We start from the raw sequence: 18,653 nt of genomic DNA on the forward strand, positions 1-18,653 counted from the left end.
GCACGGCATTGAATGACAGGTATGATAATGCAAATTATAGGCGATGTCCCACAATTGACCGCAGCCGGAAAACGGTAAAAGCACCTTTATATTGTGGGAGATAGCCCTGATATCCGTGTGTCTATTTGGGGAATATATGCAGTATTGGGGAAAAATCATTGGCGTGGCCGTGGCCTTACTGATGGGCGGCGGCTTTTGGGGCGTTGTATTAGGTCTGTTAATCGGCCATATGTTTGATAAAGCCCGCAGCCGCAAAATGGCGTGGTTCGCCAACCAGCGCGAGCGTCAGGCGCTGTTTTTTGCCACCACTTTTGAAGTGATGGGGCATTTAACCAAATCCAAAGGACGTGTTACTGAGGCTGATATTCATATTGCCACATTGCTCATGGATCGGATGAATTTACACGGTGCTTCCCGTACTGCGGCGCAAAATGCATTCCGGGTGGGAAAATCAGACAATTACCCGCTGCGCGAAAAGATGCGTCAGTTTCGCAGTGTCTGCTTTGGTCGTTTTGACTTAATTCGTATGTTTCTGGAGATCCAGATTCAGGCAGCATTTGCCGATGGTTCACTGCATCCAAACGAACGGGCGGTGTTGTATGTGATTGCTGAAGAGTTGGGGATCTCCCGCGCCCAGTTTGACCAGTTTCTGCGCATGATGCAGGGCGGAGCGCAATTTGGCGGCGGTTATCAGCAGCAATCTGGCGGTGGTAACTGGCAGCAAGCGCAGCGTGGTCCGACTCTGGAAGATGCCTGTAACGTGCTGGGCGTGAAGCCGACGGATGATGCAACCACCATTAAACGTGCCTACCGTAAGCTGATGAGTGAACACCATCCCGATAAGCTGGTAGCGAAAGGTTTACCGCCAGAGATGATGGAGATGGCGAAGCAAAAAGCGCAGGAAATTCAGCAGGCGTATGAACTGATAAAGCAGCAGAAAGGGTTTAAATAAGTTTCAAATTGTAGGCCTGACAAGACGCGGGCGCGTCGCATCCGGCGGCACAAATTGCCGGATGCGGCGTGAACGCCTTATCCGGCCTACCGAACTGCACCAGCGTGACTATTAAAAATCCGCAGGCGCCTTGAACGTCATACTATTGCCATATGCTGGATGGGTAATCGTCAACATCTCTGCATGTAGCAGCAAACGAGGTGCCATTGCTCTCGCTTCCGGTGAAGCATAAAAACGATCGCCGAGAATCGGATGCCCCAGCGCCAGCATATGCACACGCAGCTGATGCGAACGCCCGGTAATCGGCTTTAACACCACTCTTGCCGTGTTATCCGCCGCATAATCCACCACTTCATATTCCGTCTGCGCAGGCTTCCCCGTTTCGTAACAGACTTTCTGTTTCGGGCGGTTTGGCCAGTCGCAAATCAATGGCAGATCTATCAGACCTTCGGCGGGGGATGGATGCCCCCAGACGCGAGCCACATACTGCTTTTTCGGCTCGCGCTCGCGGAACTGGCGTTTTAATTCCCGCTCCGCCGCTTTGGTCAACGCCACTACAATCACACCGCTGGTAGCCATATCCAGACGATGCACCGATTCTGCCTGCGGATAATCACGCTGAATGCGCGTCATCACGCTGTCTTTGTGCTCTTCCAGACGCCCCGGCACAGACAACAAACCGCTCGGCTTGTTGACCACCATAATGTGATCATCCTGATACAGGACAACCAGCCAGGGTTCCTGCGGCGGATTGTAGTTTTCCATCCCCATCATCGGCTCCGTTACTGATGCGTCACAACGATTAAACGCAGGGCATCCAGACGCCAGCCTGCCTGATCCAGGCTTTCCATCACCTGATGACGGTTGCTCTCAATGGCGGTCAGTTCGTCGTCACGAATGTTCGGGTTCACTGCACGCAGTGCTTCCAGACGCGACAGTTCCGCAGACAGTTTTTCGTCAGCTTCGTTACGCGCCGCATCAATCAGTGCACGAGCAGACTTCTCAATCTGCGCTTCACCCAGCTGAAGAATAGCGTGAACCTCTTGCTGCACGGCGTTAACCAGCTTGCTGCCAGTGTGACGGTTAACCGCGTTAAGCTGACGGTTAAAGGTTTCAAACTCTACCTGTGCCGCCAGGTTGTTGCCGTTTTTATCCAACAGCATACGTACCGGCGTCGGCGGCAGGAAGCGGTTAAGCTGCAACTGCTTCGGCGCTTGTGCTTCAACCACGTAAATCAGCTCCACCAACAGCGTACCTACCGGCAACGCTTTGTTTTTCAACAGTGAAATCGTACTGCTACCGGTATCGCCAGAAAGGATCAGATCCAGACCGTTGCGGATCAGCGGATGTTCCCATGTAATAAACTGCGCATCTTCACGCGCCAGCGCCACTTCACGATCAAAGGTGATGGTGATGCCATCTTCCGACAGACCCGGGAAGTCCGGCACCAGCATGTGATCGGACGGTGTCAGCACGATCATGTTGTCGCCGCGATCGTCCTGATTGATCCCGATAATATCGAACAGATTCATGGCGAAGGCGATCAGGTTGGTATCGTCATCCTGCTCTTCAATGCTTTCTGCCAGTGCCTGGGCTTTTTCGCCACCGTTGGAGTGGATCTCCAGCAGGCGGTCACGCCCCTGCTCCAGCTGTGCTTTCAGGGCTTCATGCTGCTCGCGGCAGTTTTTGATCAGCTCATCAAAGCCTTCGGTTTGATCGGGTGAAGCCAGGTAGTTAATCAGATCGTTGTACACGCTATCGTAAATAGTGCGTCCGGTCGGGCAGGTGTGCTCGAAGGCATCAAGACCTTCGTGATACCAGCGCACCAGCACTGACTGAGCGGTTTTTTCCAGATAAGGTACGTGGATCTGAATATCGTGCGCCTGACCGATACGATCCAGACGACCAATACGCTGCTCCAGCAGGTCTGGGTTGAACGGCAGATCGAACATTACCATGTGGCTGGCGAACTGGAAGTTACGCCCTTCAGAACCGATTTCCGAGCACAGCAGCACTTGTGCGCCGGTATCTTCTTCAGCGAACCATGCGGCTGCGCGGTCACGTTCGATAATCGACATGCCTTCGTGGAACACCGCTGCGCGAATACCTTCACGCTCGCGCAGCACCTGCTCCAGTTGCAGCGCGGTGGCGGCTTTAGCGCAGATCACCAGCACTTTCTGAGAGCGATGGCTGGTCAGGTAGCCCATCAGCCACTCAACGCGCGGATCGAAGTTCCACCAGGTGGCGTTATCACCTTCAAATTCCTGATAAATACGCTCCGGGTAGAGCATATCGCGGGCGCGGTCTTCCGCACTTTTACGTGCGCCCATGATGCCGGAGACTTTAATAGCCGTCTGATATTGCGTCGGCAGCGGCAGTTTAATAGTGTGTAGCTCGCGTTTCGGGAAGCCTTTCACACCGTTACGGGTGTTACGGAACAGCACGCGGCTGGTGCCGTGGCGATCCATCAGCATCGAAACCAGCTCCTGACGGGCGCTCTGGGCATCTTCGCTGTCGCTGTTTGCTGCTTGCAACAGCGGCTCGATATCCTGCTCGCCGATCATCTCGCCAAGCATGTTCAGTTCGTCATTGCTCAGTTTGTTACCTGCCAGCAGCATGGCAACGGCGTCCGCAACCGGACGATAATTTTTCTGCTCTTCAACGAATTGCGCAAAATCGTGGAAACGGTTCGGGTCCAGCAGACGCAGACGGGCGAAGTGGCTTTCCATCCCCAGCTGTTCCGGGGTTGCGGTCAGCAGCAGAACGCCAGGCACATGCTCTGCCAGTTGTTCAATGGCCTGATATTCACGGCTCGGCGCATCTTCGCTCCACACCAGGTGATGCGCTTCATCGACCACCAGCAGGTCCCACTCGGCTTCACAGAGATGTTCCAGACGCTGTTTGCTACGACGGGCAAAATCCAGCGAGCAAATCACCAGCTGTTCGGTATCGAACGGGTTGTAAGCATCGTGCTGAGCTTCGGCATAACGCTCATCATCAAACAGAGCAAAACGTAGGTTGAAACGGCGCAGCATTTCTACCAGCCACTGATGCTGTAAGGTTTCCGGGACGATAATCAGCACACGTTCAGCAGCGCCAGAGAGCAACTGCTGATGCAGGATCATCCCAGCTTCAATGGTTTTCCCTAAACCCACTTCGTCAGCCAGCAGAACGCGCGGCGCGTGGCGGCGACCAACATCATGAGCGATGTTGAGCTGGTGCGGGATCAGACTGGTACGCTGACCGCGCAGGCCGCTGTACGGCATACGGAACTGTTCGCTGGAATACTTACGTGCGTGATAACGCAGCGCAAAGCGATCCATACGGTCGATCTGCCCGGCAAACAGGCGGTCTTGCGGTTTGCTGAACACCAGTTTGCTATCAAGGAAAACTTCGCGCAGGGGCACGCCGGCTTCTTCAGTATCCAGGCGAGTACCGATATAGGTCAGCAAGCCATTTTCTTCTTTTACTTCTTCGACTTGCATCTGCCAGCCGTCGTGGCTGGTAATGGTATCACCAGGGTTGAACATCACGCGGGTCACGGGGGAATCACTGCGTGCGTACAGACGGTTTTCACCAGTAGATGGGAAAAGCAGAGTGACAGTTCGCGCATCCACCGCGACAACGGTTCCAAGTCCCAATTCGCTTTCTGTATCGCTGATCCAGCGTTGACCAAGTGTAAAAGGCATATGTGTTCGGCTCTATATCTTTAATTGCAGGCAATAACTACCCGCTACCGGGCTTATGAGGTAGTGGCGTTATTCAGGTCCAGGAATGGAAAGGGCGCTATGGTACTGGATGGCAAAGGATTCGTCACGCATCAAAATGGTATCTGGCGAACTCTTTTTTTTGCTCAAAATAGCCCAAGTTGCCCGGTCATAAGTGTAGCAAAATTATCCTCAATAAAGGGGAGTATTCCTTCCGCCACCGGTTGAAGCTGGCGAGTCAGATAGTGTTCGTAATCCAGCGGTGAACGTTGATAGTCCAGCGACTCCGGGCCGTTAGTGGTCCAGACATATTTAATGGTGCCTCGGTTCTGATATTGCAAGGGGCGTCCGCGCTTTTGGTTTTCTTCATCGGCAAGGCGAGCGGCGCGTACATGAGGCGGCACATTACGCTGATATTCGCTCAGTGGGCGGCGTAGCCGTTTGCGGTAAACCAGCCGTGCATCCAGTTCACCTGCCATCAGTTTGTCGATGGTTTCGCGGATATAATCCTGATATGGCTCGTTGCGAAAGATGCGCAAATACAGCTCCTGCTGAAACTGCTGAGCCAGTGGTGTCCAGTCGGTACGCACGGTTTCCAGCCCTTTAAACACCATCCGCTGCTTGTCGCCTTCCTGAATCAGTCCGGCGTATCGCTTCTTACTGCCGGTATCGGCTCCGCGAATAGTTGGCATCAGAAAACGGCAGAAATGAGTTTCATACTCCAGTTCCAGCGCACTGGTCAGCCGTTGTTTTTGCAGCGTTTCCGCCCACCAGGCGTTAACGTGCTGCACCAGTGCTCGACCGATTTTCGCCGCTTCTTCTTCGCAATGTGCGCCTTTCAACCAGACAAACGTTGAGTCGGTATCGCCATAGATCACGTCATAGCCTTGCGCTTCAATTAACGCTTTGGTTTGTCGCATGATCTGATGACCGCGCATGGTGATCGAGGACGCCAGGCGCGGATCGAAGAATCGGCAGGCGGTCGTACCAAGCACGCCATAAAAGGCATTCATAATGATTTTCAGTGCCTGCGACAGCGGCTTATTGCCCTGACGTTTGGCTTCATCGCGGCCGTGCCAGATGTTAGTTACGATCTCTGGCAGGCAATGTTTTTCCCGCGAGAACCAGGCTTCGAGAAAACCTTCGGTGCTGTGCTCTGGATCAGGCTGCGCCATGCCTTCCACCAGCCCGACGGGATCAATCAGAAAGGTGCGGATGATCGATGGGTACAGGCTTTTGTAGTCCAGCACCAGCACCGAATCATACAGCCCTGGTCGCGAATCCATCACGTAGCCGCCAGGGCTGGCGTGCGGTGGAACTTCGCCGAGATTGGGCGCGACATATCCGGCGCGATGCATTCGCGGGAAATAGAGATGACCAAACGCCGCCACCGAACCACCGTGGCGGTCTACCGGCAGGCCGTTAACCGTCGCCCGTTCGAGCAAAAATGGCATGATTTCAGTTTTATGGAAGATCTGCGTTACCAGTTCGCAATCTTTCAGGTTATAAGTCGCCAGTGCGGGCTTATCTTCGGCGAAACGGCGGTCAATTTCGTCCATCCGATCCCACGGGTTATCGATAGATTTTCCTTCGCCTAACAATTCCTGGGCGACGGTTTCCAGCGAGAATGAAGAGAAATTCCAGAACGCGGATTTCAGCGCCTCGATACCGTCGATAATTAGCCGGCCTTTGGCCTGGGCAAAAAAAACACCGTTTTTAAAACCGTGCTCGCGCCACTCCAGCTCGCTGTTATCGCGCCCCAGACGCAGCGGAATGCGGTAACGCTCGGCATGTTTTTGCAGCATTCGCAGATCAAACTGCACCACGTTCCAGCCGATGATCACATCGGGATCGTGGTTTGCAAACCAGGCGTTAAGTTTTTCCAGCAGTTGCGGACGGCTGGCGACGTACTCCAGTTCGAAATCAAGTGAGGAAGCGTCGCCATTCTCTGGCCCCAGCATATAAACGATGCGCTGCCCACAGCCTTCCAGGCCGATGCAGTACAGCTCACCGTGGCGGGTAGTTTCAATATCTATAGAGACCCACTTGAGCGGCGGGCGGTAGTCGGGATGCGGTTTCAGACGGGCATTAACGATAGCGCCATCACGCAAATCACCCTCGACCCACACCGGAGCGGTAATAAACCGCTCCATCAGATAGCGTTCAGGCGGGCGCACATCGGCCTCGTAAACGGTAACGCCACTTTCACGCAGGCGCTTCTCGTAATTCATCAACTGGCGATGGGCGCGACAGTAAAGGCCATACACCGGCTGACGGTGAAAATCCTTTAACGCCAGCGACGTCAGGCGAAATCCTTGCTCACCCTGCAAAATATGTTGAGCGCGGGGAACGTGATCGGCGGGAATAAACGCCACGGACTCTTGCGGCGCAAGCGTAACCTGCAACGGCCCGTTGTCCGTCGCTAACCAAAAGGAAACTTCGGTTCCTTGCGGGGTATCCCGCCAGTGTCGGGTTAAGATAAAACCTGCCTGCGCCACGTTGAAAATCCAATAAAAAACCAGGCTTGAGTATAGCCTGGTTTCGTTTGATTGGCTGTGGTTTTATACAGTCATTGCTGCCCGTAATATGCCTTCGCGCCATGCTTACGCAGATAGTGCTTATCCAGCAACGTTTGCTGCATATCCGGTAACTGCGGCGCTAACTGGCGGCAGAAAATCCCCATATAAGCGACTTCTTCCAGCACGATGGCGTTGTGCACCGCATCTTCGGCATTTTTACCCCACGCAAATGGACCGTGAGAATGCACCAGTACGCCTGGCATTTGCGCCGCGTCGATCCCCTGTTTTTTGAAAGTTTCAACGATGACGTTACCGGTTTCCCACTCATATTCACCGTTGATTTCCGCATCGGTCATTTTACGCGTACAGGGAATGGTGCCGTAGAAATAGTCGGCGTGGGTGGTGCCGGTTGCCGGAATCGACTGACCTGCCTGCGCCCAGATGGTGGCGTGGCGGGAGTGCGTATGCACAATGCCGCCAATGGACGGGAATGCCTGATAGAGCAACCGGTGAGTTGGCGTGTCGGAGGAGGGCTTTTTCTTGCCTTCAACTACTTCACCGGTTGCGATACTGACCACGACCATATCGTCGGCGGCCATGGTACTGTAATCGACGCCGGAAGGTTTGATCACAAAGACGCCGCGCTCGCGATCAACGGCGCTGACGTTGCCCCAGGTCAGCGTGACCAGGTTGTGTTTTGGCAGCGCCAGATTGGCTTCTAATACCTGACGTTTGAGATCTTCTAACATGTTGACTCCAGAGAGGTCATTTCCCCTCACCCCGACCCTCTCCCCAAAGGGGCGAGGGGGAAAAGAATGCCAGATGCGCTTTGCTTATCCGGCCTACAAAATCGCAGCGTGTAGGCCTGATAAGACGCGTTAGCGTCGCATCAGGCGTTGAAAGCCCGATGCGGCTAATTAGCGACGAAATCCGTAATACACCTCGTTCCAGCGCAGCGCGTCTTTAAACGCTGGCAGGCGGGTGTCGTTATCAATCACCGTGATTTCAATGTCGTGCATCTCGGCAAACTGGCGCATATCGTTGAGGTTCAGCGCATGGCTGAAGACGGTATGGTGCGCGCCACCAGCGACAATCCACGCTTCGGAAGCAGTTGGCAGATCCGACTGCGCTTTCCACAACGCATTCGCTACCGGCAGTTTCGGCAGGGAGTGCGGCGTTTTCACCGTGTCGATGCAGTTAACCAGCAGACGATAACGATCGCCGAGATCAATCAGGCTGGCGACAATGGCCGGACCGGTTTGGGTGTTGAAGATCAGGCGGGCAGGATCGTCTTTACCGCCAATGCCAAGGTGCTGAACGTCGAGGATCGGTTTCTCTTCTGCGGCGATCGACGGGCAGACTTCCAGCATATGGGAGCCGAGCACCAGGTCATTACCTTTCTCGAAGTGATAGGTGTAATCCTCCATAAAGGAGGTGCCGCCCTGCAGACCGGTTGACATCACCTTCATGATGCGAAGCAGGGCGGCAGTTTTCCAGTCGCCTTCGCCCGCAAAGCCGTAACCCTGCTGCATCAGACGCTGTACGGCCAGACCAGGAAGCTGTTTCAGACCGTGCAAATCTTCAAAGGTGGTGGTGAACGCGTGGAAGCCACCTTGTTCCAGGAAACGCTTCATCCCCAGCTCAATACGTGCCGCTTCCAGCACGTTCTGCCGTTTTTCGCCGTGGATTTGTGTGGCAGGCGTCATGATGTAGCTGCTTTCATACTCATCGACCAGCGCGTTAACATCGCCATCGCTGATGGAGTTCACCACCTGCACCAGATCGCCAACCGCCCAGGTATTCACCGAGAAACCGAACTTGATCTGTGCGGCAACTTTATCGCCGTCAGTGACCGCCACTTCACGCATGTTATCGCCAAAACGGCAGACTTTCAGATGACGCGTATCCTGTTTAGAGACCGCTTGGCGCATCCAGGAGCCGATACGCTCATGCGCTTGTTTATCCTGCCAGTGACCGGTAACGACGGCATGTTGCTGACGCATACGCGCGCCGATGAAGCCGAACTCGCGGCCGCCGTGCGCGGTCTGGTTCAGGTTCATAAAGTCCATATCGATACTGTCCCACGGCAGCGCCGCGTTGAACTGGGTGTGGAATTGCAGCAACGGTTTGTTGAGCATGGTCAGGCCGTTGATCCACATTTTTGCCGGGGAGAAGGTGTGCAGCCACACCACCAGACCGGCGCAACGATCGTCGTAATTGGCGTCGCGGCAAATTGCGGTGATTTCATCCGGCGTGGTGCCCAGCGGTTTCAGCACCAGTTTGCAGGGCAGTTTCGCTTCTGTATTCAGCGCATTAACAACGTGCTCGGCATGTTGGGTGACCTGACGCAGGGTTTCCGGGCCATACAGATGCTGGCTACCAATGACAAACCACACTTCATAATTATCAAAAATCGTCATTTTCGTGTCCTTATAGAGTCGGAACGGCCTGGGCAGCCTGTGCCGGGGCGGAAGTTGGAAGATAGTGTTGTTCGGCGCTCATCGCCCATTGCTGATAGCGGCGATAAAGCTGTTCAAAGCGTTGTGCCTGTTCGCTGCGCGGTTGTAGGGTTTTCTCTACCGCACTGGCCATTTTTTGCTGTGCTGATGGGATGTCTGCGTGTACTTTCGCGGCGACGGCAGCGAAAATTGCCGCACCGAGCGCACAGCACTGGTCAGAGGCTACAATTTGCAGCGGGCGATTCAGCACGTCGCAGCAGGCCTGCATAATGACCTGGTTTTTCCGCGCGATGCCGCCCAGCGCCATCACGTTATTGACGGCGATTCCCTGATCGGTGAAGCACTCCATGATTGCGCGTGCGCCAAAGGCGGTGGCGGCAATCAAACCGCCGAACAGCAGCGGAGCGTCGGTAGCGAGGTTCAGATCTGTAATCACCCCTTTCAGGCGTTGGTTCGCGTTCGGTGTGCGACGACCGTTAAACCAGTCGAGCACCACCGGCAGGTGATCCAGAGAAGGATTTTTGGCCCACGCCTCGGTCAGCGCCGGAAGCAGTTGTTTTTGGCTGGCGTTGATTTGCTCTTTCAGTTCCGGATATTGGGCGGCGAGCTGTTCCAGAGGCCAGCCGAGTACGCGACCAAACCAGGCGTAGATATCACCAAATGCCGACTGACCGGCTTCCAGACCGATAAATCCAGGCACCACGCTGCCATCAACCTGGCCGCAAATGCCTTTCACCGCGCGTTCGCCGACGCTGTGTTTGTCGGCAATCAGAATGTCGCAGGTGGACGTGCCGATAACTTTTACCAGCGTGTTAGGCTGTGCACCCGCGCCGACCGCGCCCATATGGCAGTCAAACGCGCCGCCGGAAATCACAACGCTTTCAGGCAAACCGAGACGCTGCGCCCATTCCGGGCATAAGGTGCCCACCGGAATATCGGCAGTCCAGGTGTCAGTGAACAACGGGGAAGGTAAATGACGGTTGAGGATCGGATCCAGCTCATCAAAGAAACTGGCTGGTGGCAGGCCACCCCAGCTTTCATGCCACAGTGATTTATGCCCGGCGCTGCAACGTCCGCGACGAATATCCTGCGGGCGCGTGGTGCCGGAAAGCAGGGCAGGAACCCAGTCGCACAGCTCAATCCACGATGCGGCAGATTGCGCAACGGCGCTGTCCTGACGGGTAACGTGGAGAATTTTCGCCCAGAACCATTCGCTGGAATAAATACCGCCAATATAGCGGGAGTAGTCAACTTTGCCCGGTGTGTGACATAAGCGGGTGATCTCTTCCGCTTCTTCAACCGCTGTGTGGTCTTTCCACAATACGAACATCGCGTTCGGGTTTTCGGCAAACTCCGGGCGCAGCGCCAGCACGTTGCCGTCGGCGTCGATTGGCGCAGGCGTGGAGCCGGTGCTGTCCACGCCAATACCGACCACTTCAGCCCGTTGTTCGGCGCTAAGTTCTGCCAGTACGGTTTTCAGCGCCGCTTCCATTGACTCAATGTAGTCACGCGGATGATGACGGAACTGGTTATTCGGGCCGTCACAATATTGCCCTTTTTGCCAGCGGGGATACCACTCTACGCTGGTGGCGATCTCTTCACCGGTGGCGCATTCCACCGCCAAAGCTCGCACAGAATCACTGCCAAAATCGAGGCCAATTGCAATCGCCATCGTTTCACTCCATCCAAAAAAACGGGTATGGAGAAACAGTAGAGAGTTGCGATAAAAACAGTCAGGCAGTATTCGCTAATCTTATGGATAAAAATGCTATTGCATAGCAAAGTGTGACGCCGTGCAAATAATCAATGTGGACTTTTCTGCCGCGATTATAGACACTTTTGTTACGCGTTTTTGTCATGGCTTTCGTCCCTCCTTGTTACAAAATGCTTTTAACAAGCGGGGTTGTCGGTTGGATTAGTGAAGATAGCCCACCAGAGACGCAATGCTGATGATGTTCAATGCAATATGGACAATTGGTTTCTTCTCTGATTGGCGGGAGTATGAAAAGTATGGCTGAAGCGCAAAATGATCCCCTGCTGCCGGGTTACTCGTTTAACGCCCATCTGGTGGCGGGTTTAACGCCGATTGAGGCCAACGGTTATCTCGATTTTTTTATCGACCGACCGCTGGGAATGAAAGGCTATATTCTCAACCTCACCATTCGTGGACAGGGTGTGGTGAAAAATCAGGGACGAGAATTTGTCTGCCGGCCGGGCGATATTTTGCTGTTCCCTCCGGGCGAAATTCATCATTACGGTCGTCATCCGGAGGCTCGTGAATGGTATCACCAGTGGGTTTACTTTCGTCCGCGCGCCTACTGGCACGAATGGCTTAACTGGCCGTCGATATTTGCCAATACCGGTTTCTTTCGCCCGGACGAAGCGCACCAGCCGCATTTCAGCGACTTGTTCGGGCAAATCATTAATGCCGGGCAAGGGGAAGGGCGCTATTCGGAGTTGCTGGCGATAAATCTTCTTGAGCAATTATTACTGCGGCGCATGGAAGCGATAAATGAGTCGCTCCATCCGCCAATGGATAATCGGGTACGCGAGGCTTGTCAGTACATTAGCGATCACCTGGCGGACAGCAATTTTGATATCGCCAGCGTCGCGCAGCATGTTTGCCTGTCGCCGTCGCGTCTGTCGCATTTGTTCCGCCAGCAGTTAGGAATTAGCGTCTTAAGCTGGCGCGAGGATCAACGCATTAGTCAGGCGAAGCTGCTTTTGAGCACCACCCGGATGCCTATCGCCACAGTCGGGCGCAATGTTGGCTTTGATGATCAACTCTATTTCTCGCGGGTATTTAAAAAATGTACAGGGGCAAGTCCGAGTGAGTTCCGTGCCGGTTGTGAAGAAAAAGTGAATGATGTAGCTGTCAGGTTGTCATAACTGGTAACGAATCAGACAATTGATGGCTTGACGGAGTGGCAATGGGTTTGCAGAATCCCTGCTTCGTCCCTTTGACAGGCACATTATGCAAGCATTGCTGGAACACTTTATTACCCAATCCACCGTGTACTCATTGATGGCGGTGTTATTGGTGGCTTTTCTGGAGTCGCTGGCGCTGGTCGGGTTGATTCTACCCGGTACGGTGCTGATGGCGGGGCTGGGGGCGCTGATTGGCAGTGGCGAGTTAAGTTTCTGGCACGCCTGGCTGGCAGGGATTATTGGCTGCCTGATGGGCGACTGGATCTCCTTCTGGCTGGGCTGGCGTTTTAAAAAGCCGTTGCATCGCTGGTCATTTCTGAAGAAAAACAAAGCACTACTCGATAAAACTGAACATGCGCTGCATCAGCACAGCATGTTCACCATTCTGGTCGGTCGTTTTGTCGGCCCGACGCGTCCGCTGGTGCCAATGGTGGCGGGGATGCTGGATCTGCCGGTGGCGAAATTTATCACGCCAAATATTATCGGCTGTTTGTTGTGGCCGCCGTTTTACTTCCTGCCGGGGATTCTGGCGGGCGCGGCGATTGATATTCCTGCCGGGATGCAGAGCGGTGAGTTTAAGTGGCTGTTGCTGGCGACGGCGGTGTTTTTGTGGGTTGGTGGCTGGCTGTGTTGGCGGTTATGGCGCAGCGGTAAAGCAACTGACCGTTTAAGTCATTATTTGTCGCGTGGTCATTTGTTGTGGCTGACACCGTTGATATCTGCCACTGGCGTGGTGGCGCTGGTGGTGTTAATTCGCCATCCGTTGATGCCGGTGTATATCGATATTTTGCGGAAAGTGGTTGGGGTTTAGGGCATAGTCTTGTGCGGGGCGCCTGATGCGACGCTTGCCGCGTCTTATCAGGCCTACAAAACGCACTAACCGTAGGTCGGATAAGGCGTTTGCGCCGCATCCGAAAGTGCATATTAACCTGTAATCCCCAACAGCGCCGAAGCACTCGCCTTACCGCTCAACAACTCATCGGTCTTACCCTGCCAGGCGATGCGCCCGTCGGCGACCACCACCGAGCGCGTGGCGATCCGCGCCGCATCTTCCACACTGTGCGACACCATCAATAGCGTCATTTTTTGCTGCTGGCAGCTCGTGCTCACCAGCGTCAGCATCTCCTGACGCAGCGCCGGATCGAGCGCGGAGAAGGGTTCATCGAGCAATAAAATGGGCTGTTCACGCACCAGACAACGCGCTAACGCCACGCGCTGCCGTTGACCGCCGGAAAGCTCGCCCGGTAACCGTGCCATTAAATTATCAATCCCCATTTGACGGGCGATAGCGTGCATTTTCTCCTGCTGTACCGCGTTCAGCTTCAATCCCGGATTCAACCCCAGCCCGATGTTCTGCGCCACCGTCAGGTGACTGAACAGGTTGTTCTCCTGAAACAGCATCGACACCGGGCGGCGTGACGGCGGCGTCGTGGTGTGATTAACGCCGTTGATAGTCAGCGAGCCACTGGCAGGCGTCAGAAAACCGGCGATCAAATTCAGCAGGGTACTTTTACCTGCGCCGCTTGGCCCGAGGATCGCCACCTGCTCGCCGCGTTCCACCGTTAGGCTAAAACGCATCGGTAAATGGTGGTAAAGCCAGGTGATATCAGTCAGTTTTAACATTTCGCCCCGGTAGTTTTTCAATCACGGTAAACAGCATAAAACAGAGCAGCAGCAGAATTAACGCGGTGACCGCGCCGTCCTGGCTGCGGTATGAGCCAATTTGCTGGTAGAGATAAAACGGCAGGGTGCGGAAATCATCGTTACCGAACAACGCCACTACGCCAAAATCACCAATCGACAGCACGCAGGCAAAGGCCAGCGCCTGCGCCAGTGGGCGTTTCAGGGCGCGCAGTTCCACCACTTTTAAGCGCGACCAGCCTTCAATGCCCAGCGACTGACACAACATGCTGTAGCGGGCGGTAATATCGCGCATCGGGTTTTCCAGCACTTTCAGCGCGTAAGGGATTGCCATTAACGCATTGGTGAAAATCACAATGCCGTCAGCAGATTGCGGCAGGCCAGTAGTGTTGTTGAGCAGCAAAAAGAAACCCGTTGCCAGCACAATACCCGGCATGGCGAGGATTAGCATTCCGCTCATCTCCAGCGCCTGACCCGCCAGTATTTTTTGCCGCGCCCGCAGTTCGCGACTGCTCCATAGCAGCATCATGGTCAGCACCACGCACAATACGCCTGCCGCCAGCGCAATACGCAACGAGGTCCACAGCGCCTGCCACAGCACTGGTTGCGTCAGCACTTCCGGCAATTGGCGATTTACCCCATCGACGATCACCGCCAGTAACGGTGGCAGCAACAACAGCAGCGCCAATACAATCAACACAGTGTCACAAATGCGGCTGTGCAGACGATCGTCCGGGTCACGCCAGCCTTGCAGCAGCGTGGTGCCGGGCGCAATGGCCTTACTTAATCGCTGACTCAACAGCACCAGCCCAAGGCAGCACACCATCTGGATCAGCGCCAGCATCGCCGCGCGGGCGGGATCGTAGTCGTAACTCAGCGCCTGATAGATTGCCAGCTCGATAGTGGTCGCCTGTGGCCCGCCGCCCAGCGATAGCACGGTGGCGAAGCTGGCGAAACAGAGCATAAAGATCAGCGCAGCAACCGGCGGGATTTGTCGCCGTAACCACGGCCATTCGACGAAACGAAAGAAATGCCAGCCGCGCATCCCAAGCTGTGCGGCAAGTTGACGTTGTTCGCCGGGAATGTTTTCCAGTGCCTGGAGTAATAAACGGCTCGCCATCGGCAGATTAAAAAATACGTGCGCCAGCAAAATACCTTGCAGGCCGTAGGGCGAAAAGGTCCATTCCAGACCGAGCGTTTGCCAGAGCGATGCCAGCCAGCCCTGACGACCATAGACGCTAAGAATACCAAAAACGGCGACCAGCACCGGCAGGATCAAGGTCATGGCGCACAGACGCAGCAGCGCCAGGCGTCCAGGAAAGCGTCTGCGATAGAGGGCGCGGGCAAGGAATATCGCGGGTACGACAGAAAGCAGCGCCGAGAGAAACGCCTGCCAGAAGGAGAAGCGTACCACGTGCCACAGGTAACTGTCCTGCCAGATTGTTGCCCAGTCACCCTGCGGCGCGTTCCACCACAGGGCGAGAAACGCCGCCAGTGCAACCGCCACCACAAGCGTAGCGGCGCTTACGCCTGGAATTAACCAGCCGGGAATTAACGGCTGACGGCGCGTTGCCATTCGCTAATCCATGCCTGACGTTGTGCCGCCACTTCGGCTGGCGTGAACTCCAGCGTGGTTGCTGGTTTGGTCAATTGTTCAAAACCGGCAGGCAGCGTGACGTTTGCCACCGGATACATCCAGTTGCCGGTTGGGATCGCATTCTGGAAAGCCGGAGAAACCATAAACTGGAGGAATTTTTGCGCCAGCTCCGGCTGCTTGCTGGCAGCGGTGCGGGCGGCAACTTCCACTTGCAGATAGTGACCTTCGCTAAAGTTAGCGGCGGCGTAGTTATCTTTCTTCTCTTCGAGAATGTGATAAGCCGGAGAGGTGGTGTAGCTCAATACCAGATCGCTTTCGCCTTTTAAAAACAGGCCATAGGCTTCACTCCAGCCCTTCGTTACCGTGACGGTTTTCTTCGCCAGTTTCTGCCAGGCCTGCGGGGCGTCATTGCCGTAGACTTTTTGCATCCACAGCAGCAGGCCCAGCCCCGGCGTACTGGTGCGCGGATCTTCATAAATCACCCGCCAGTTTTGATCGCTCTCAACCAGCTCTTTCAGGCTTTGTGGCGGATTTTTCAGTTTGTTTTTGTCATAGACGAAGGCGAAGTAGCCGTAATCAAACGGTACGAAAGTGTCATTATTCCAGCCGCCGGGAACGTTAACGGCATCGGCTGCCACGCCGCTTTTGGCAAACAGTCCGGTTTTGCTGGCGGCGTCTAACAGATTGTTATCCAGCCCCAGCACCACATCGGCTTTACTGTTTTTGCCTTCCATCCGCAGGCGGTTGAGCAGTGAGACACCATCTTCCAGCGCCACCAGTTTCAGTTCGCAATTACAGTCGGCTTCAAAGGCTTTTTTGACCACCGGACCAGGCCCCCAGTCGGCGGCAAAGGAGTCGTAGGTATAAACAGTCAGAACGGGTTTAGCGAAAACGGGCGCTGTGCACAGCAACAGCAGGGGAAGACATTTTTTTAACACTTTGCACCTCAAAAAAGAGTGGCAAAGGACTTGAGAAGGAGCCTCAAATCCCTTCGCCGGCGTTATCCGGATCAGGTTCGACGGGTATTTTCTCAGCGCACGCGTCTGCGTGGCACCCCGTTGAGAACGGCGTTAGTGTAGTGATTTTGTTATCAACCAGCAATCATGGATCCGGTGGCGCAAACCACGCTGATTTAAAATCGAACCAGCCGAGGGTATTCATGCGCAGACCGCGCATACTACGTTGCCCCTGAATGATCAACCAGTGGTGGATTAGCGGCACCATCGCTTTGCTGGTAACCAGTTGCTGGCACCAGTTCGCCAGATTCATCTCGCCGTTACGCCAGCGGGCGGCGTCGGCTTGCCAGTCGATCGGAATACAGTGTTGTAGCAGCGGCACCTCGCACAAGTGCGCGAACAGCGAAAAATCCAGCGGCAGCGTAAAGTTGGCGCTGTTAAGCCAGATGTCGCTTTCGATCTCACCTTCGTGCCATTGATCGTAGCTGATCTCATTGATGTTAAGCGTCACCTGATGACTTGCCAGAATTTGCTGCATGATCCTGGCAATTACCCGATGTTCAATATGATCCTGGTAAAAGGTCAGGGTGAGATGTTCCAGTCCGGCGGGTTTTTCGCAATGCGTGGGGCGGGCATGGTGCCAACGGGGAAGCAACCCATAGGCCGGGAACCAGAGTTGTTGGTACTGTTCCTCGGCGAAATAAACCAGATTGGTCGGCGAAAGCACATAGCTTACCCAGTCTCTGACTTGCTGATTCGCCCCGCGATGGGTGCGGCTGTCGAACAGTAAATAATAGCAACCTTCCTCCAGGCGGCTTTCAATCTCTTTTTCCTCGCCCTGCGGCCCTTTCAGCATCAGCCCTCCGGCTGGCTCGTCGGCAATTTCCGGCAAGACCCAGACGTTAACCTCGTCGATTAGCGCGCGATAACCGAAGAAGTCATCGAATGCCTGAATTTTCAACTGATTGGCGCTGTTACGCATTACCGCATACGGACCAGTGCCGATGGGATGGCTGGCAAAGTTGCTGAGGGTTTCCCATTCACGCGGCAGGATCATCGCCGGAACTTGCCCCAGCAGTAACGGCAACCAGCGGTCTGGTTGTGTGAGATGGATATCCAGCGTCCAGGGCGTCGGCGATACAATTTCAGCAATATGCGAATAGAGCGGCAGCGTATTGATCCGTTTCAACGAGGCAATTACGTCGTCCATTTCCAGTTCACGCCCATGATGAAAATGAACTCCCGGACGTAAAAAGAAACGCCAGTGAAGCGGAGAAATTTGTTGCCAGTGGTGGGCGATGTCCGCTTCCAGTTCCCCATTTTCCTCATTTATGCGGGTTAACGCGCTGAAGATTTGCCGGGCGATATGCGTTTCGGAACGGCGTAATGCGCTGCCAGGCATCAGGTTGCGCAACGGACGATAGTAGAGGACGCGCAGGATGTGCCGCCCCTGGCGGAAGCTACGCCCCAGATGAGAAACCAGCATTTGCCGCACGGCGCTTTTATCACCAACGAGTTGCACCAGTTGGTCGATACGATCCTGCTCCAGTAAGTCCTCTGCCCGCTGTTGTTGTAGCGCCAGCCCGGTATAGAGAAACGTTAAACGCGAGCGTTTGCCGCGCCCGACTTCCGCTTCCCACGTCAGCCAGCCGCGATCCTGCATGGTGTTGAGCAGGGTGCGCATATGACGGCGGGAGCAGCTCAATAACTCCGCCAGTTCGTTCAGCGTTGTCTCCTGCGATTTACCCTCGCAGCATTGCCACAGGCGGATGAACTGTTGTTGCAGACGAGCAGATGGCATAAAAGGGGAACTCCTGCGCAAAAGTCAGCAATTTTATTTTCCCTATATTAAGTCAATAATTCTTAACGATGAAGCAATGAGGTATCCCATGCG

General features: G+C 54.7%; 13 protein-coding genes and 1 riboswitch. Of the genes, 3 read left to right on the forward strand and 10 right to left on the reverse strand.

Translation table 11 applies throughout. The features are described 5' to 3' along the window. Window positions 1-136: 136 nt before the first annotated feature. Window positions 137-952: a co-chaperone DjlA gene (djlA, locus tag BEG40_RS09245; protein WP_001200584.1), complete on the forward strand. Its 816-nt coding sequence runs from the start codon at window positions 137-139 to the stop codon at window positions 950-952. Between the two features lie 111 nt (window positions 953-1,063). Here djlA and rluA read toward each other — a convergent pair whose 3' ends face one another. From rluA to araB, 6 genes are all read right to left on the reverse strand, one after another. Next, window positions 1,064-1,723: a bifunctional tRNA pseudouridine(32) synthase/23S rRNA pseudouridine(746) synthase RluA gene (gene rluA / locus BEG40_RS09250; protein WP_105285278.1), complete on the reverse strand. Its 660-nt coding sequence runs from the start codon at window positions 1,721-1,723 to the stop codon at window positions 1,064-1,066. 11 nt (window positions 1,724-1,734) lie between these two features. Next, entirely contained in the window at window positions 1,735-4,641 is a 2,907-nt protein-coding gene (rapA, locus tag BEG40_RS09255; protein WP_105285279.1) for an RNA polymerase-associated protein RapA, read from the reverse strand. A 164-nt stretch (window positions 4,642-4,805) separates the two neighbouring features. Continuing rightward, on the reverse strand, window positions 4,806-7,157 hold the full coding sequence (gene polB, locus BEG40_RS09260; RefSeq protein ID WP_105285280.1) for a DNA polymerase II: 2,352 nt from the start codon (window positions 7,155-7,157) through the stop codon (window positions 4,806-4,808). 71 nt (window positions 7,158-7,228) lie between these two features. Continuing rightward, the gene (gene araD / locus BEG40_RS09265; RefSeq protein WP_105285281.1) at window positions 7,229-7,927 is read right to left on the reverse strand and encodes an L-ribulose-5-phosphate 4-epimerase; all 699 of its coding nucleotides are present in this window, start codon (window positions 7,925-7,927) and stop codon (window positions 7,229-7,231) included. A gap of 168 nt (window positions 7,928-8,095) precedes the next feature. Then, a complete protein-coding gene (araA, locus tag BEG40_RS09270) occupies window positions 8,096-9,598 on the reverse strand; it encodes an L-arabinose isomerase (protein WP_105285282.1) in 1,503 nt (500 codons plus the stop codon). A gap of 10 nt (window positions 9,599-9,608) precedes the next feature. Further along, window positions 9,609-11,309 (reverse strand): ribulokinase, encoded by a 1,701-nt coding sequence (araB, locus tag BEG40_RS09275; RefSeq protein ID WP_105285283.1) that lies wholly within the window; start codon window positions 11,307-11,309, stop codon window positions 9,609-9,611. A 338-nt stretch (window positions 11,310-11,647) separates the two neighbouring features. Between araB and araC the strand changes: the two genes are divergently transcribed. Beyond that, the gene (gene araC / locus BEG40_RS09285) at window positions 11,648-12,526 is read left to right on the forward strand and encodes an arabinose operon transcriptional regulator AraC (RefSeq protein ID WP_016159393.1); all 879 of its coding nucleotides are present in this window, start codon (window positions 11,648-11,650) and stop codon (window positions 12,524-12,526) included. Window positions 12,527-12,611: 85 nt separating this feature from the next. After that, window positions 12,612-13,376, forward strand: a complete 765-nt coding sequence (locus tag BEG40_RS09290; RefSeq protein ID WP_001148380.1) for a DedA family protein — start codon at window positions 12,612-12,614, stop codon at window positions 13,374-13,376. A 113-nt stretch (window positions 13,377-13,489) separates the two neighbouring features. Here BEG40_RS09290 and thiQ read toward each other — a convergent pair whose 3' ends face one another. From thiQ to sgrR, 4 genes are all read right to left on the reverse strand, one after another. Then, the gene (gene thiQ, locus BEG40_RS09295) at window positions 13,490-14,188 is read right to left on the reverse strand and encodes a thiamine ABC transporter ATP-binding protein ThiQ (protein ID WP_105285284.1); all 699 of its coding nucleotides are present in this window, start codon (window positions 14,186-14,188) and stop codon (window positions 13,490-13,492) included. Further along, complete coding sequence (gene thiP / locus BEG40_RS09300) at window positions 14,172-15,782, reverse strand: thiamine/thiamine pyrophosphate ABC transporter permease ThiP (RefSeq protein WP_105285285.1); 1,611 nt, start codon at window positions 15,780-15,782, stop codon at window positions 14,172-14,174. The genes thiQ and thiP overlap by 17 nt, the downstream gene beginning before the upstream one ends. Then, a complete protein-coding gene (gene thiB / locus BEG40_RS09305) occupies window positions 15,758-16,741 on the reverse strand; it encodes a thiamine ABC transporter substrate binding subunit (protein ID WP_105285286.1) in 984 nt (327 codons plus the stop codon). Before thiB ends, thiP begins: the two co-directional genes overlap by 25 nt. Before the next feature lie 30 nt (window positions 16,742-16,771). Next, window positions 16,772-16,871: riboswitch (TPP riboswitch) on the reverse strand. A gap of 33 nt (window positions 16,872-16,904) precedes the next feature. Next, on the reverse strand, window positions 16,905-18,560 hold the full coding sequence (gene sgrR, locus BEG40_RS09310) for a DNA-binding transcriptional regulator SgrR (protein ID WP_105285287.1): 1,656 nt from the start codon (window positions 18,558-18,560) through the stop codon (window positions 16,905-16,907). Window positions 18,561-18,653: the final 93 nt, after the last annotated feature.

The sequence above is a fragment of the Escherichia sp. MOD1-EC5495 genome, from assembly GCF_002965965.1.
Lineage (GTDB): Bacteria > Pseudomonadota > Gammaproteobacteria > Enterobacterales > Enterobacteriaceae > Escherichia > Escherichia ruysiae.